Source organism: Streptomyces sp. NPDC051104 (assembly GCF_040682835.1).
In the GTDB taxonomy this organism is placed as follows: Bacteria; Actinomycetota; Actinomycetes; order Streptomycetales; family Streptomycetaceae; genus Streptomyces; species Streptomyces cynarae.
Genome location: NZ_JBFBBS010000003.1, coordinates 1 through 13,540 on the forward strand (window position 1 = coordinate 1; position 13,540 = coordinate 13,540).

The following is a 13,540-nucleotide window of genomic DNA, read 5'->3' on the forward strand; positions in this document are numbered from 1 at the left end:
CCCAGCCACGGCCATAGCCACCCGGAGAGGCCACCGCCAGCCCGACAGCCCCACCTCCAAGCGCGAAACGGGCAACACGTCACTTACCGCCCTCTCATATCGGCCTCGCGTCTGTGGTCGGCACTCGCGACAGGCGTGCCAGGCTCGTGCCAGATGCTGCGGGGAGCCACGGGGAATACCGGGGAACGAAGTCCGCGGTCAGCGGACGCAGACACCGTTCCGCCCCAGGTCAGCTAGGTTCCCGTCCCGAAAGCACCCAAGCTTCCCAAGCTCAGAGCTTCAGTCGCCGGATACGCGGTGGCGACCGAGCACGTCGTTCTGTACCTTGCCCCCATGACCGACAACCGAAGGGGCAATGCCGCGTAGGCGCCCGTCAGCCCTGCGGGGACACCTTCCTAGCCGCCGGCCGAGGCAGCGACGGTACCCGTTCATTGATCGCCTATCCGGATCTTGCACTGCCGACATACGGCGGCTTGAGCGGACCCGTTTCTGGCCCGAAGCCACGGAAGAAGCGTTCTGGCACTGGAAGGCCTTGGCCCACGGCCCTCTCAGACAGCTTGCGGACCCACTCGAAGGTCCTGACTGCGGCATCCTTGAGTGCGGGTGTTACGGCGTCGACTTCCGCGGCCACCTTGAAGCCGTGATTCACGCACTGCCGAGGAGGAGCGCACGTGAGTTGCGAGCCCTGGTGCGGGCCCTGGACATGAAGATCCTAGCCAGGGCCTCTCATTCAGCCCCGTTCACGATCGTTCAGGCGAGTCCTGAAGCCGTACCCGTATCGGCGGCCAGCCGCCAATGAACGCAGGTGAACGCCCCCGCACGCAGCCCAAGACCCCACCAACACAGTTGGAAAGCGTGCACGTCAACGCTCAAAAGCCTTGGCCTCCAGCCGTATCCGGAGACCACCATGCACAGGTGAACAGGGAGCCCCTGGCCGTCTCCGAGGCTCCCTGCCGCACTGCACACGGCCGCCGCTCAGTTCCCTCAGGGGTGCCCGGGCACGACCGGCCTGCGTCCGCGGCTGGTCGCTACACGCAGCACGTCCCGCAGGGCGCTGGTCAATTGGGTGGCGAGAAGGTGCAACTCCTCTAGGTCCTCGGTGTCGTCATCGAGTACCTGACGGGCGTGCTCCAGCAGTTGTGATGCCATCCCGAGCTGGTACGCCTCGATGTGGTCCGCCAGGCGGGCCACATAGCCGCCCTGGTCATCGGTACTGAGGTAGCACGGTTTGCCGTCCAGCCCCACCCATGGGAGAAGCCTTAGTTCGTCCCGTGATGTCATCCCTTCGCTCGCCCCTCCATTGCCTCGATGGCGGGCCGCGGCATGCTGCTGGATGCCGAGTTGCTCGCTGCATCGCCTCCGAGCCGGGACTGGTCAGATGCCGAGTGGCACAAGCAGCCGCAGGCCTCGTAGATCAAGGGAAGGTCGGCCGGCGCCGAATCCGGAGTGGACTCCACGCAGGCCTGGTGCGTGCCGATCTGGCAAGCGGTCGAGCGGTACGAGGCCGCTGAGATGTCCAGGCCGAGAACCTGCCGTGGCGAGGACATCACTGAACCCCCAGGAGAATGGACCTTGCGTCGGTCGGCAGGTAGGGAGCAATGACGACCGTCGGGTGCCGTGGGGCCCGCTCTTCTCCCATCAGTACGTACGGACGGACGAGTGCAATATCCTCGCCCCTCGGCAAGTGCGGGTCTCTCGGCTCGTCGACGGCCTGCGCCAAGACGACTGTCGGCTCGTCAACGGACGGCGAGGACGCGTGGGCGATCGCACGTCGGGAGGGCGTTAAGGGGCGGCGGTGCCTGCCCTCGGGGAAGTGCCGCGCTCTGGTACGAGACACGGCACGGCGGATACGGTTGAGCACGCTGGTCAGCTCCTATCGCTGATGGCTCGGTCCCCCGACATCGCCCGTCGTGGGGACCGCTTTGCGTACGACCGCCCAGAGGGTGCGGCCGTTCATGCTGGTGACGAGGAGCCCGAAATGATCTGCCTCGGCCACCACTTCCAGGACCTCTCGCCATAAGTCGGCGGAGAGCGACTCCGGCACCTCCGCTTCGACCGACGTGGACCGGTCGTGCTCCTCCACGCGCGCGAGCAGCCCGAGGTCGGACAGTCGGGCAGCGATGGCTACCGCGCGAACTCCCGAAGCGGGCACAGGGCAGCCTCCGTCACTGGCGATCACTTTCAGTGAAGCTAGTTAACTAGGTTAGAGCTAGTGGACTAGGTTTTCCATATGTCTGAGCAGCCGCCCTATCTCCGCATCGCCGACGAACTCCGGCGGCGGATCGCGGAGCACGTATGGGAGCCGGGGGACCGTCTGCCGTCCCGCGCCCAGATCGGCCAGGAGTGCGGGGTGGGCGAGAACGTGGTCCGCCGGGCTCAGGAGCTGCTGATTTCTCAGGGTGTGCTGGAGGGCCGCGCCGGATCGGGGACGTACGTCGCCGAGCCCCGGCAACGCGTCCGAGTCGTCCGGTCGTCGGCCCGGGAGCAGCCCAGCGGATCGCCGTTCCGCGCCGATATGAAGGCCGTGGGCAAGCATGGTGACTGGGAGAGCCGGACCGATGCCAAGGTCCCAGCGCCAGCGGACATCGCGGCGCGGCTCGGCATCGCCGAAGGTGACCTGTGCGTCCGGACGACGTACGAGTTCCTGGCCGACGGCAGGCCCGTGCAGCTGTCCACGAGCTGGGAGCCGTACGACCTCACCGCCGGCACCCTCGTCGTCCTCCCCGAGGGAGGGCCGCACGCCGGGGCGGGTGTCGTGAACCGCATGGCCGCTATCGGCATCACCGTCAGCCATGCCGTGGAGCAGCCGGAGCCTCGGCAGGCGACCGCTGAGGAGGCCTCACTCCTGGGCATCCAGAAGGCCGCCCTCGTAACACACATCCGGCGGACGTACTACAGCGACCAGGGGCGGCCCGTGGAGACGGCGGACATCATCGTGCCCGCCGCTCACTGCGAGATCGTCTATGAGATCCCGATCAACCCCTAGCTGAGACGGCCGAGACCTCGGTCATTGCGCCCGACGCTAGGTAGCGTGGCGAACATGACCGATGCCGCCCGCCATGCGAACACGTGTGGCCTATGCGATCAACCGCTCGACGGGGATCATTCCCACGAGAAGGAGACTCTCGGAACGCGAGTCGAGTACGAGGTAGTCGAAGTTCGCGGCGTGCTGGCTGATTCGGTTGCGGTCCGTGACCCGAATGACAAGCATCCTCTGCCCACTCGGGTCCTCGCTACCAACCTGGGCATCGATGCCGGTTCGCTACTCGGCCTTCATTACACGTGCCTCGTTGCTCGTGATGCGTACGGAACTACTCGATCTGACTACCGCCTGAGGCCCAGTGGCAGCTTGCCGCCGACAACTAAGCCGGGGGTCTGACGCTGAGCGGCTCGGCGATTGCCTCCCCAACACGAGTCGAATGCGTGTCGAAGCTTGCAGTTGAGAGCGATCCGATCGGACGTTTGAGCAGATCAGCGCCCACGTGGCCTCTCAAGCACCAAGCGCCTTCTAAGCGCTTGGCCGCAGGTTCGAGTCCTGCCGGGGGCGCCATCCCTCGCCCTCCCGTCCGTGGGTGTAGCCGCACGCACGAGAGCGCCGGACCCATCCCGGTGTTCGCGGGGCGGGTCCGGCGCTGTCCGGCTGTCACCGGGTTTCTGCGGGTGGCTGCGGTGAATACGCGGAGAAGTTCTCCGAGCGCCGTCAGGCGGTGCCAGGCAGGTCGGGAAGGTCCCCGCGAGCCAAGATCCGCTGTTTGAGGTCCCGGAGCTGCCCCGAGATGCACCGGGCGTAGATGGCCAGCAGCACGGGGACGCTGTTGCCCGCCCACTCGGCCACCTGCACCGGCGGAATGCCGTCGTTCAGCCAGTTGGTCAGGCAGGTGTGCCGCAGGTCGTACACCCGCTTGCCGAGCGGCGAGGCGAATTCCTCCGGAGAGAGCACTTCGGCGCGTGCGGTCCGCCATGCCCGTCGGGTGACCGAGCCCGCGAGCATGCCACCCTTCTCGCCCTGGAACAGCAGATCTCCCGGCTTCAGGCTCTCTGCCTTGATGTGCTCGCGCAGGATCCGCGTCAGCGACGGGTGCCCTGGTACGACGCGCGTGTCGTCCGAAGCGCGTCCCTTCAGGCCGCGCTCTTCGTGGATCTCGCCGTCATCCGTCCAGTTCTTCCCGACTTCCGGTTGAGCCGTGTGGAACAACAGCTCACACCACTGGTCTTCGGCGTCCTCGCCCAGCAGACGGATGTCAGCAACGTCCATCGCGACGACTTCCTCCGGGCGTGGTCCGGCGTAGTACATCGTGGCGAAGAAGGCGTGGAGCCGCTTGCCACCGCGGGGGCGCCGGCGTACCCACCCCAGCAGGCGCGCCGCCTGCTCTGGGTTGAGCAGAGACCTCTTGTCGACCGCGGACGACGTCTTGGGGGCCGCCCCTCTCCCCTTCGGCAGGGGGTTCGCCCGCAGAATCCGGTGCTTGACGGCGTACTCCATGGCCACGTTCAGGATCCGGCGGTTGCGCTTGACGGAGCTTGCCGCGGCGCGTGTGCCGTCCAACTTCGAGCCGACAGACCGTAGTACCTCCTCGACCTTGGCAGAGTCCTCCCATGCGGCCATGGTCAGGGTGTTGCGCTCCACCCACTTCAGGATGGTGGTCATCTCGGGCGGCGCGTCCTCCCGGCGCCGCGTGTTGAACGCGAACTCCCGCAGCGCGGTGCGCACGTCGACCGGCCGGAACGCGGTCGGCGGTGTGCGCAGCAGAGCAACGGTCGTCGCCATGAGCGCCTTGGACGTGTTCTTACGGTTGTTCCCGCCGGTCCGGTGCCATTGAGCATCCGCGAACTGGACGGCGAAGTCGTACCAGTTCACCGCGCTCGCCCCGGACTGGTGCGAAACGGGGCGCCCCGTGGTGAGGCTGAATGCCTCACCACGGCGCGTGGCGCTAACCAGCTCGGAGCGGAAGGCGTCCGCCAGTGCCTTCATGTCGAACGGCGCTCGCCACTCCTTGCCGTCCAACTCCCATCGGACGGTGTGCGTTGCCTTGCGCTTGCCCTTGTAGACCGCCGTCTTCCAGATCTTGACGTTGTACGTAGTGCCGTCCATCAGGCGGCGTCCTCCCGCGCGTCCAGCCAGTGTTCGTAGTCGCTGCGCCGAACCCGGATGTCACCGTTGGGCAGCTTGATACAGCGAGGGGCGCGCCCTTTCGCTCGCCAGTCGTAGAAGGTGGAGCGAGAGATTTTCAGGTCCTTGCAGATCTCGGCGAGCGTGAGCTTTTCGTCCCCGGACCTTGGTAGGGCCGTCGTCATCGCGCGCTCCCTTCGTGTTCCGGGCCGGACAGGCCGGACAGCTCCAATTCCGACTGTCCGGGGTGTTCGTGCTGGTCAGGTGCGTAACTGGACAGCCGGACAGTGCGGACACCTCTTGGACGCCCTGTGTCCGGTTCTCGGTGTCCGGGTAGTACCTGCCGCCGGGGTCCTTGGTGAGCTGCCCGTCGACGGCCATGCGGTTGCAGGTGCGGCGGATCGTGTCCAGGTCGACCTGCGGCAGCTCTCCCGCCATGTCCTTGGGTTTGGCGCCGGGGTGGGCGCGGACGTAGCGCAGGATGGTGGCGCGGGTGTCGCTGACGGTGTGGTCAGTGACTGGGCCGTCCAGCAGGTGCCAGGCTCCGGAGGCGGGTTGGAAACTGAGTGCGTACTCGGCTTCGTCCACGTCGCGGCCGGTGACGTGCAGGATGCCGTCCACCTGTCCGCGCGCTCGCTTGAGCACGAGGGTGGCGTCTGCGGCTCCGGCGATGCCGGCGCGTATGCGCTTGCCGGTGGCCTTGCAGCGGCGGCAGCTCTTGCCGCGCTTGGGCCGTCCCTTGCGGTCGGTTTCCATGGCGAAGCCGAAGCCGTGGCACTTGCGGCACGTGCCGAACGGGCTGGCCGCGCACATTCCGACGTAACCGAACGTGATGGCAAACAGGCAGGCGATAGCAAGGGCGATGGGGGTCATGAGAGGCCCTTCCAGGCGGTTTCCGGGGTTTTCGCAGGTGGGACGCTATCCACTAGATCGCAGATCAGGTGCTGTGTGGTGTGCTAGCGGGGGTGCTACCGGTAGCAGGGCGAGGTGCTACCGGTAGCACCATCCGGGGCTAGGCGGCGCCTCGCCTTTCGTCACGGTCCGCAATCGCCTTCGTGAGGTCGGCGCGGGTGATGCCGCGGCGGGTGGTGCGGGTGCCGTCGTCGGTGGTCCCGGCCACGTCGCGGGTCTTGATGCCGTGCGGCTTGAGCGCGCTGGTGACGTTCTCGCCCTTCCAGCCGCCGTAGACCTCCGGCCGCAGCTCGGCCAGCCGGACGGCGATCCGCTCGTTCCACACCCGCTCCTCCGACGGCGGCACGACCGCGGCGACGTCGGCGAGCAGGTCGTAGGACGGACCGGTCACGGCCTCGGGGTCCTCTCCGAGCGCGTGCCCGGACAGGGTTCCCTCGGCCTTGCGCAGGGCGTAGGCGCGCTGGGCGATGGTGTTGGTGGCCGGGTCGTCCAGGCAGGCGGTGCGCACCACGACCGGCAGCGCGGTAGCGCCGGCGAGGTAGCCGTTACCGGCGTCGATCTCCGGGCGGAAGGACGTGGCGCGCACGCCGTTCTTGTAGGCGGACGTTCCGAGGATCATGTCGTTCTCGACCTGTCCGGCGACCTTGAGGGCGAAGCGGATGGACACGTTGCCGCTGATCCCGGTCGGGAGCGAGTCCTTGTCCGGGCGCTGCGTGGCCAGGATGAGGATCACGCCCAGGGCTCGGCCGAGCTTGATGATGAACTCGGCGTCGTCACCTGCCTGTTTGCCGTACTCGGGGTGGCCGAACAGGTTCTGGCACTCATCGAACACCCCGACCAGCGGCCACAGCTTGAGCGAGCGCTTGTCGGCGATGGCGCGGGTGATGCGCTTGTCCGGGCACAGGTCCCGCGGCAGCTTCTTGATCGCAGCCGCGCGGCGCATGACTTCCTCGCGCAGCAGCTTCAGGGAGTCGGCCGCGTACTTGATCGAGTCGTCGTCGATGCCGGAGACGAACCGGTGGCTGACGCATTCGAGGGAGTCCAGGTCACCGGTGCCCTTGTTCTCGTGCAGCCACAGTTCCACCGTCGGGTCCATGGCGGCGCCGCAGGCCAGCACACACACGGAGGCGGTCTTGGCATGCAGCCAGGAACAGCAGAGTGTGGAACGTCACGTAATTCCCCAGCCGAGACGCCAAACACTCCTCATGGGGATCCCGACGCTGCTCCCCGATCCCCATGAGGACGCCGCTCTTCGCCGGGCCGCCCGACAGCCAGCTTGATCTTGAGGGACGCAGCGGACTGTCAAGGATGAGCGCAGCTCACCGCGCTAGCGGCGCCGAAGGCGTCCTTGACCGGCCGCTGCGTCCCGGACAATTTCCAGGCGGGCGGCCCGGCCCCCGCCACCCACTCAGCCCGAACACCCGTCTGGGGACGGTGGCGCTGCAACTGGGGAATTACTTGACCGTCGACACAGCAGAGGACCCGGACAGACTGTCCGGGTCCTCTTTCCCTGCAGATCAGGCATGTTGGCGACCCATCATTGAATGGCCCCGTCCACGGCGTCCAGCACTGCAGTCCACGGAAGTTCACGCCCGGCCGGCGCATCCCTCGGCTCGTACAGCGGCCAGACATCCGGGCCGTAGACCAGATGCACCCCTCCCGCCCTGAGAGCGTCGATGTGACCTTGCCACGCGGGGTGGCGAGCGTGCGCCGCGTTCACCCGCGGGAAGACCACGACGGGGAGACCGAGAGTCCCGATGGCCTCGCCAACCTGCGTCAGCGCCTGGTTGTCCATCAGGCCGGTCGCCAGCTTGGCGACCATGTTGGCAGACGCGGGGGCGACCACGTAGCACTCAACCGGCGGATGTGGCCGAGCCTCGCCGGGAAGGCGCGGCTCATCCCGAACGGGCAGGCCGGTCAGCTTCTCCAACCGCTCACGCTCGCCGCTCGTGCGCAGCCACTGACCTGCGGTTGGCGTGAGCGTGACGGCCACCCGCCATCCGCGGCCCATGGCGGGCTCTACGAGACCGGTGCGCAACGCTTCTACGCCGCCGGCCGCTGAGCCGACGACTCCGAGCACCCCACGATTGCCTGAACTCACTGCACCGCCCTGCACCGCTGAGCCATCGCGAACACGTCCGACGAACGCGAGCCGCCCGTCACCGGGGACTGTTTGATCAAGTCTCGCAGCGTCTCTCGCACCCTCGGATTGTTGCGTACGAGCTGCGGCGACGTGCGCTCAGTCAGCCGTACGCAGCTCTGCGAAGGCATCATCACCTTGCCCAGCGAGCGACAGGGCACGGGCGAAGTCGATGCGGTGCGAGACGCTGCGTTCCTGCGGCATGTGGTCGACGTTGATCCGACCGTGCTCCACCACGTACGAGACGTTGTCGAGGTCCAGCTCGATGGACAGTCGGTGGAGCAGCACGTTCGTCGGCCCGAAGCCGGTCTGCCAGTAGTTCTCATCCGAGCCGAGGTCGTCCGCGAGCTCCTCGGCACGGTTCAGCAGTGCCGTTGCGGTGGGCCGGTCCTGATGGCGCGCCGCCGCGACGGCGGCACGCAGGTGGATCATGCCCAGCAGGCTGAGTGCCGCCGGGTTGTGTTCGGTTACCTGAGACGACAGCCAGGCTGCGGCCGTGTTGCCCAGTTCGAGGGCGTCGTCATAGCGCCCGTTGGCCAGCAGGGCGTGCGTACCCGAACGTGCGGCGGACGCCAGCACGAGCGGGTCGTCCGACTCATCAGCAGCTCGCATCGCGCGCTCAGCTGCGAGCCACGAGATGTCCGATTCGCCGATCTTGGCGAGTGTCGTAGCCGCAAGGTGGTGCGTGCGGGCCGACACTGCCCAGCAGTCGCCACGATCTTCGCCGCGGCGCGCCGCTCGCTCCTCCAGCTCCTGAGCCGTCTGAAGCAGAACAGGCAGTGCAGCGACGACGCTGCCGAGCCGCCCGCCCTGGTAGTCGTTCCACGCATTCTCCACGCGCACGGCCACAGGGACAGGCGTCGGGAGCTGAGCCTCAGCGTCCGGCCCGAAGAGGAGTCGCGACAGTCGGCGCGGGCTCATGAGGGCGTCGCGCACGGCGGGGACATCGTCCTGTTGCCGCTCGTCTTCCATGAGGACGGTCTGTCCGAGCAGATCTCCGAGGGGCACGCGCAGGATGCGCGACAGCTCCGCGAGCATGTCGATCCGGGGCGGCTTCCTGCGACCGGTCTCGATCTTCGCCAGCCAGTCAGTGCTCCGACCGACCAGGCCGGCGTGTAGCCGCGGCGCTTCCGATAGAACGCGATGCGCTCACCGATGCTGAGGTGATCTCCAAGACCACGCATGGGGTGTTGCCTCCCGCTGCTGAGTAGGGGCGCCTTTCACGGTACCGACGCGGCGAGGAACGGGTAGGTGATCTCAGCCCTTCCGCCACCGTGACCAGCGTGTGGCACTGAACGGGGCAGAACCCGGACGGGCTGTCCGGGTCCGATGGAACCGCGCTGGGAGGTGTCCGCGCTGTCCGGCTATCCGGTTATGGCTCTCACCTGCATAATCGACCCGGACAGCTCGTAGTGCCGGTGTCCGGGCTGTCCGCTGACAGACGGCTGCAACACCCCGCGAGTGTTGCAGCCCGTCGGCGAAGCCGACCTTTCGATAGGCGTAGGAGCCGGAGGCAACTTCCAATCTGCTCTGCCTGACGAGGCGTGAACTGCAGGACGAAACGTCCCCTAGTTGATCAAGCTTCGGCTGCGCTCCGCTCCTCCGGGCGCGATTCCCGGCTCCGCCGCGGGCGACGCTCCTGCCTCCGGCCCGCTCCGCGCGGGCTGCGCCGACGCGGGCTCACATGTGGGCCGGTGGCCACTGCCGAGCCGCGCCGTGATCAATCCTGACAGTCGTTCGAACAATGGCGTGCTCCACCTGGAGGCCATGGAGCACGCGCGCTCCACTGTGTGGGGCTAAGGGGGACCAGATGGGAGCGGGGGTGGGTGGTGGCTCGGGGTGGTGGTCCAGGCGCCGTGCCACATCCGTGCCAGATGCAGGGGGACAACGGGGAATCACAGTGAGCAGCGGGTCACTCAGCCCGACCCATCTCAGGCCAGGAATCCGCAGGAAAGCATTGATCGCCCAACCTCGCTCCTAAAGCGAGTGTCGCAGGTCCGATTCCCGCCGGGGGCACCAGCGCAAAGACCCGGGCCGATCACGGTCCGGGGCCTTGCCCCGAGAGCGACAACCCGCCGTCAGTCATATGGTGGGAAAGGGCACCCAATTGGGATGAGAGCGATGTCATGACCACAGTCGAACTGACCAGATTCCGGATCAACCCCGACCGAGTCGATGATCTCATCGCCGCTCACTCCAAGATGCTGTCGGACTTCGCCGATGACCTGGCCGGACTTCTCGACGCGCACCTCGTGCGTCTGTCGGAGAACGAGTGGCTGGACGTGCTCACCTGGGACACGCCGGAAGACCTTGCCGCCTCCCGTGCAAAGGGGCCCAATCTGCCCGTCGTCGCCTTCCTCGCCTCGATCGGCGAAGTCGTCAGCGACGAGTACGGCGAACTGAGCACGCAGACGGAAGCAGCCGCCTTTGCCGTGCCCCGCGGTGAGGCAGCGGAACTGGCACGGCGCGTCGATGCCCCGGTGTTCCTGCCGGACGACGAGGGCTACGCCAAAGAATGTGCCGCCTACAACCGGAATCGTGTGATGGAACCCGCGCTCGCGGTGGGTGCTACCTGCGAGGCCGATGTGTGCTCCGCGATTCGCTTCGCCGCGGAGCGCCGCATGCCGGTGGCGGTGATGTCGACGGGACACCAGGTGGTCCTGCCGGCCTGCGGCGCGTTGCTGATCACCACGAGTCGGATGACCGGCGTCACCGTGGACCCGGAACACCGAATCGCGCGGATCGAGGCCGGGGCACGCGCGCGCGATGTGCTCCTTGCGGCAGCTGTTCATGGCCTCGCCCCGGCAACCGGGTCCTCACCAACCGTCGGAGTGGTGGGTTACACACTCGGAGGCGGACAAAGTCCGCTGCTCGGCCGCACTCTCGGATATGCCGCAGACCACGTGCGCGAATTGCGGTTCGTCTCGGCCGAAGGCCTGTCGCGGACCGTGACCGCTGACAGCGAGCCCGACCTGTTCTGGGCACTGCGAGGAGGTAAGGGCAATTTCGGTGTAGTCACCTCGATCGTCCTCGACCTGTTCCCGGTGGCCCGGTTCTACGGCGGGGGATTGTGGTATCCCGGCGAGCAGGTGGCCGACGTACTACACACCTGGCGTCAATGGGTCCCCGAATTGCCGGAGGAGTTGACCTCGTCGGTTGCGATACAACGGCTTCCGCTCCGGCCCGACCTTCCGGAAGCGCTGCGCGGAGCCTTCGTGGTGCATCTGCGGATCGGCTGTCTTGAGGAGGCGGAGGACACCGAACGGCTGATCGCTCCGCTGCGGCACCTGGGATCACCGGTCTGCGACACGATCGGGGAAAAGCGCTACTCCGCAGTAACCGAGGTTCACATGGACCCGCAGGACCCGCTGCCGTACTACGACCGGACGACTTGTCTGCGTGAGCTGCCCGAAGAGGCGGTGAATATGCTCGTCGAGCTCACCGGCCCGGAGTCGCAGTGCCCGCTCGCGAATGTCGAGATCCGCGCTCTCGGCGGAGGGTTCGACCGCGAGCCCGACGCGCCCAACGCGGTATCCACCCGTGGCATCCCCTTCGTCATGTTCGGCTTCGGCGTGGGCGGTCCGGAACACGGCGAGACGATGCGCAGCTACCTCGCCCGAGTCATGGGCGGGGTGGGGCCCTGGGCGGCCGATCGGAACATGCTGAACTTCATGTCCGGTGACGAAGCGACCACCAGGGAAGAGGTGCGACGGGCCTACGGCGCCGACCGTTACGACCGTCTGGCGCGGGTGAAGCGCATCTACGATCCTTCCAATATGTTCCGGATGAATCACAACATCCGCCCCGTGTGAGCGCTTTCTCCCGTCAACCGCTGACGAGTCGAAACCGGCCTGACCATGACGACGTCACGACAACAACGTCAGCAACCGACGACGGAGCCCGGGCGTCCTGACCCCGGCCCACCGAGCTCGACCTCCCGCTGAACCTCGACCAGAACCGCCACAACGCGTTCCACGGCCGCCTGAAGGAGATACGGGGCCAAGCACGTGAGCGGGCTCGGGAACTGCCGATCAGCTCATAGGCCGCCTGCTGTGTCCGCGGTCCGATGAGGGGCCTGCCTGGTGGGCCCCCAGCCGGGATCAACAAGGACCCGAAGGATCACCGGAATACTCCCCTCCGGTGAATGCGCGGCAAAGTCCAGTGCTCTCGGCATACGGCCATCACAAACATGCAGACGAGAGGCCTAGTTGAGCGGAAGCACGCAACTCTCTTCTAAGCGCTTGGCCGCAGGTTCGAGTCCTGCCGGGGGCGCCCGTTTCTGCCCTCCCTCCGGGGAGGGCTCTTTGCTGGTCGGCGATCCAGCGCACCTTCGGTGCGCGCCGGGGGGCGTGGTAAATGCCGTGGCGCGCGCCGGAGGTGCTTCTTGTGTGCCCTGCCGTGGATTGATGCCGGTCCGGGACGCTGGAGGGGTTCGTTCCGGCCGAGACCGATGCCTCTGTGATGCCGGTGAACTCGCAGGTCAGCGTGGTACTGGGGGCCTTCCACGGGCACCGTGGAGTCAACGCCCGGCAGGTCAAGAACCTGCCCGGCCGCAAGACCGACGTCTCGGATGCGGCCTGGCTGGCCCAGCTCGGCGCCCACGGCCTGGTGCGCGCCTCGTTCGTGCCCGAGCAGCCGGTGCGCGAACTACGGGATCTGACCCGGGCCCGCACCCAGATGACCCGTGAGCGCGGCCAGCTCGTCCAGCGGCTGGAGAAGCTGCTGGAGGACACCGGCATCAAACTCGCCGCGGTCGCCTCCGACATCATGGGTGTATCCGGCCGGGCCATGCTCGAAGCCCTGATCGCCGGGGAGCGTGACCCGCAGCTCCTGGCGGAGATGGCCAAGCGCCGGCTCCGCAACAAGATCCCCGAACTCACCGAGGCCCTGACCGGCCGCTTCCGTGGCCACGTTCCTGGCCCGGCTGTATCTGGACCAGTACGACCAGCTCACCGGTGCGATCGACCGGCTCACCGCGCGGATCGAGGAGGCGATGGCCCCCTTTCGCCCAGCCCTCGACCTGCTCGACACCATCCCCGGGATCAACCAGGCGGTCGCCGAGGTGATCGTCGCGGAGACCGGCGGCGACATGAGCCGGTTCACCTCCGCCAAACATCTCGCCTCCTGGGCGGGTGTCTGCCCCGGCCACCACGAGTCCGCCGGCCGCACCAAAACCACCAAGGTCCGCCCCGGCAACCCCTACCTCAAGGGCGCCCTCGGCCTGGCAGCGTTCGGCGCGGTGAGAACCAAGAACACCTACCTGCAGGCCCGTTACAAGCGGCTGACCGCCCGCCGCGGTCCGCTGCGGGCCCTGGTCGCGGTCGAGCACTCGATCATCACCGCGATCTGGCACATGCTCACCGACCACGTCCCCTACC

9 protein-coding genes, 1 tRNA gene and 2 pseudogenes are annotated in these 13,540 nt (G+C 67.3%); 4 read left to right on the plus strand and 8 right to left on the minus strand.

The features are described from left to right. Window positions 1-984: 984 nt before the first annotated feature. Together AB0N14_RS06615 and AB0N14_RS06620 are read right to left on the minus strand one after the other, a co-directional pair. Complete coding sequence (locus AB0N14_RS06615) at window positions 985-1,281, minus strand: hypothetical protein (RefSeq protein WP_366024611.1); 297 nt, start codon at window positions 1,279-1,281, stop codon at window positions 985-987. Window positions 1,282-1,873: 592 nt separating this feature from the next. Further along, complete coding sequence (locus tag AB0N14_RS06620; RefSeq protein ID WP_366024612.1) at window positions 1,874-2,152, minus strand: hypothetical protein; 279 nt, start codon at window positions 2,150-2,152, stop codon at window positions 1,874-1,876. 78 nt (window positions 2,153-2,230) lie between these two features. On the opposite strand from AB0N14_RS06620, the gene AB0N14_RS06625 reads away from it, so the two are divergent. Then, complete coding sequence (locus tag AB0N14_RS06625; protein ID WP_366024613.1) at window positions 2,231-2,986, plus strand: GntR family transcriptional regulator; 756 nt, start codon at window positions 2,231-2,233, stop codon at window positions 2,984-2,986. A 490-nt stretch (window positions 2,987-3,476) separates the two neighbouring features. Further along, window positions 3,477-3,550: transfer RNA gene (locus tag AB0N14_RS06630), tRNA-Arg, on the plus strand. A 150-nt stretch (window positions 3,551-3,700) separates the two neighbouring features. Here AB0N14_RS06630 and AB0N14_RS06635 read toward each other — a convergent pair. From AB0N14_RS06635 to AB0N14_RS06660, 6 genes and pseudogenes are all read right to left on the minus strand, one after another. Then, window positions 3,701-5,092: a site-specific integrase gene (locus AB0N14_RS06635; RefSeq protein WP_366024614.1), complete on the minus strand. Its 1,392-nt coding sequence runs from the start codon at window positions 5,090-5,092 to the stop codon at window positions 3,701-3,703. Next, window positions 5,092-5,295: a helix-turn-helix domain-containing protein gene (locus tag AB0N14_RS06640; RefSeq protein ID WP_366024615.1), complete on the minus strand. Its 204-nt coding sequence runs from the start codon at window positions 5,293-5,295 to the stop codon at window positions 5,092-5,094. The genes AB0N14_RS06635 and AB0N14_RS06640 overlap by 1 nt, the downstream gene beginning before the upstream one ends. Before the next feature lie 487 nt (window positions 5,296-5,782). Further along, window positions 5,783-5,983 (minus strand): annotated as a pseudogene (locus tag AB0N14_RS06645) (hypothetical protein); the annotation flags it as partial. 139 nt (window positions 5,984-6,122) lie between these two features. After that, entirely contained in the window at window positions 6,123-7,145 is a 1,023-nt protein-coding gene (locus AB0N14_RS06650) for a hypothetical protein (protein ID WP_366024616.1), read from the minus strand. Window positions 7,146-7,559: 414 nt separating this feature from the next. Continuing rightward, entirely contained in the window at window positions 7,560-8,138 is a 579-nt protein-coding gene (locus tag AB0N14_RS06655) for a flavoprotein (protein WP_366024617.1), read from the minus strand. Between the two features lie 123 nt (window positions 8,139-8,261). Beyond that, entirely contained in the window at window positions 8,262-9,200 is a 939-nt protein-coding gene (locus AB0N14_RS06660; RefSeq protein WP_366024618.1) for a transcriptional regulator, read from the minus strand. Window positions 9,201-10,288: 1,088 nt separating this feature from the next. On the opposite strand from AB0N14_RS06660, the gene AB0N14_RS06665 reads away from it, so the two are divergent. Together AB0N14_RS06665 and AB0N14_RS06670 are read left to right on the plus strand one after the other, a co-directional pair. Beyond that, on the plus strand, window positions 10,289-11,974 hold the full coding sequence (locus AB0N14_RS06665; protein ID WP_366024619.1) for an FAD-binding oxidoreductase: 1,686 nt from the start codon (window positions 10,289-10,291) through the stop codon (window positions 11,972-11,974). Window positions 11,975-12,698: 724 nt separating this feature from the next. Beyond that, window positions 12,699-13,524, plus strand: a pseudogene (locus tag AB0N14_RS06670) (IS110 family transposase); the annotation flags it as partial. Window positions 13,525-13,540 lie beyond the last annotated feature (16 nt).

Excerpts from the sequence above, each read along its gene's own strand:
- AB0N14_RS06640 (WP_366024615.1), bottom strand. The coding sequence starts at position 5,295 with ATGACGACGGCCCTACCAAGGTCCGGGGACGAAAAGCTCACGCTCGCC.
- AB0N14_RS06625 (WP_366024613.1), top strand. The coding sequence starts at position 2,231 with ATGTCTGAGCAGCCGCCCTATCTCCGCATCGCCGACGAACTCCGGCGG.
- AB0N14_RS06660 (WP_366024618.1), bottom strand. The coding sequence starts at position 9,200 with ATGCTCGCGGAGCTGTCGCGCATCCTGCGCGTGCCCCTCGGAGATCTG.
- AB0N14_RS06615 (WP_366024611.1), bottom strand. The coding sequence starts at position 1,281 with ATGACATCACGGGACGAACTAAGGCTTCTCCCATGGGTGGGGCTGGAC.
- AB0N14_RS06665 (WP_366024619.1), top strand. The coding sequence starts at position 10,289 with ATGACCACAGTCGAACTGACCAGATTCCGGATCAACCCCGACCGAGTC.
- AB0N14_RS06635 (WP_366024614.1), bottom strand. The coding sequence starts at position 5,092 with ATGGACGGCACTACGTACAACGTCAAGATCTGGAAGACGGCGGTCTAC.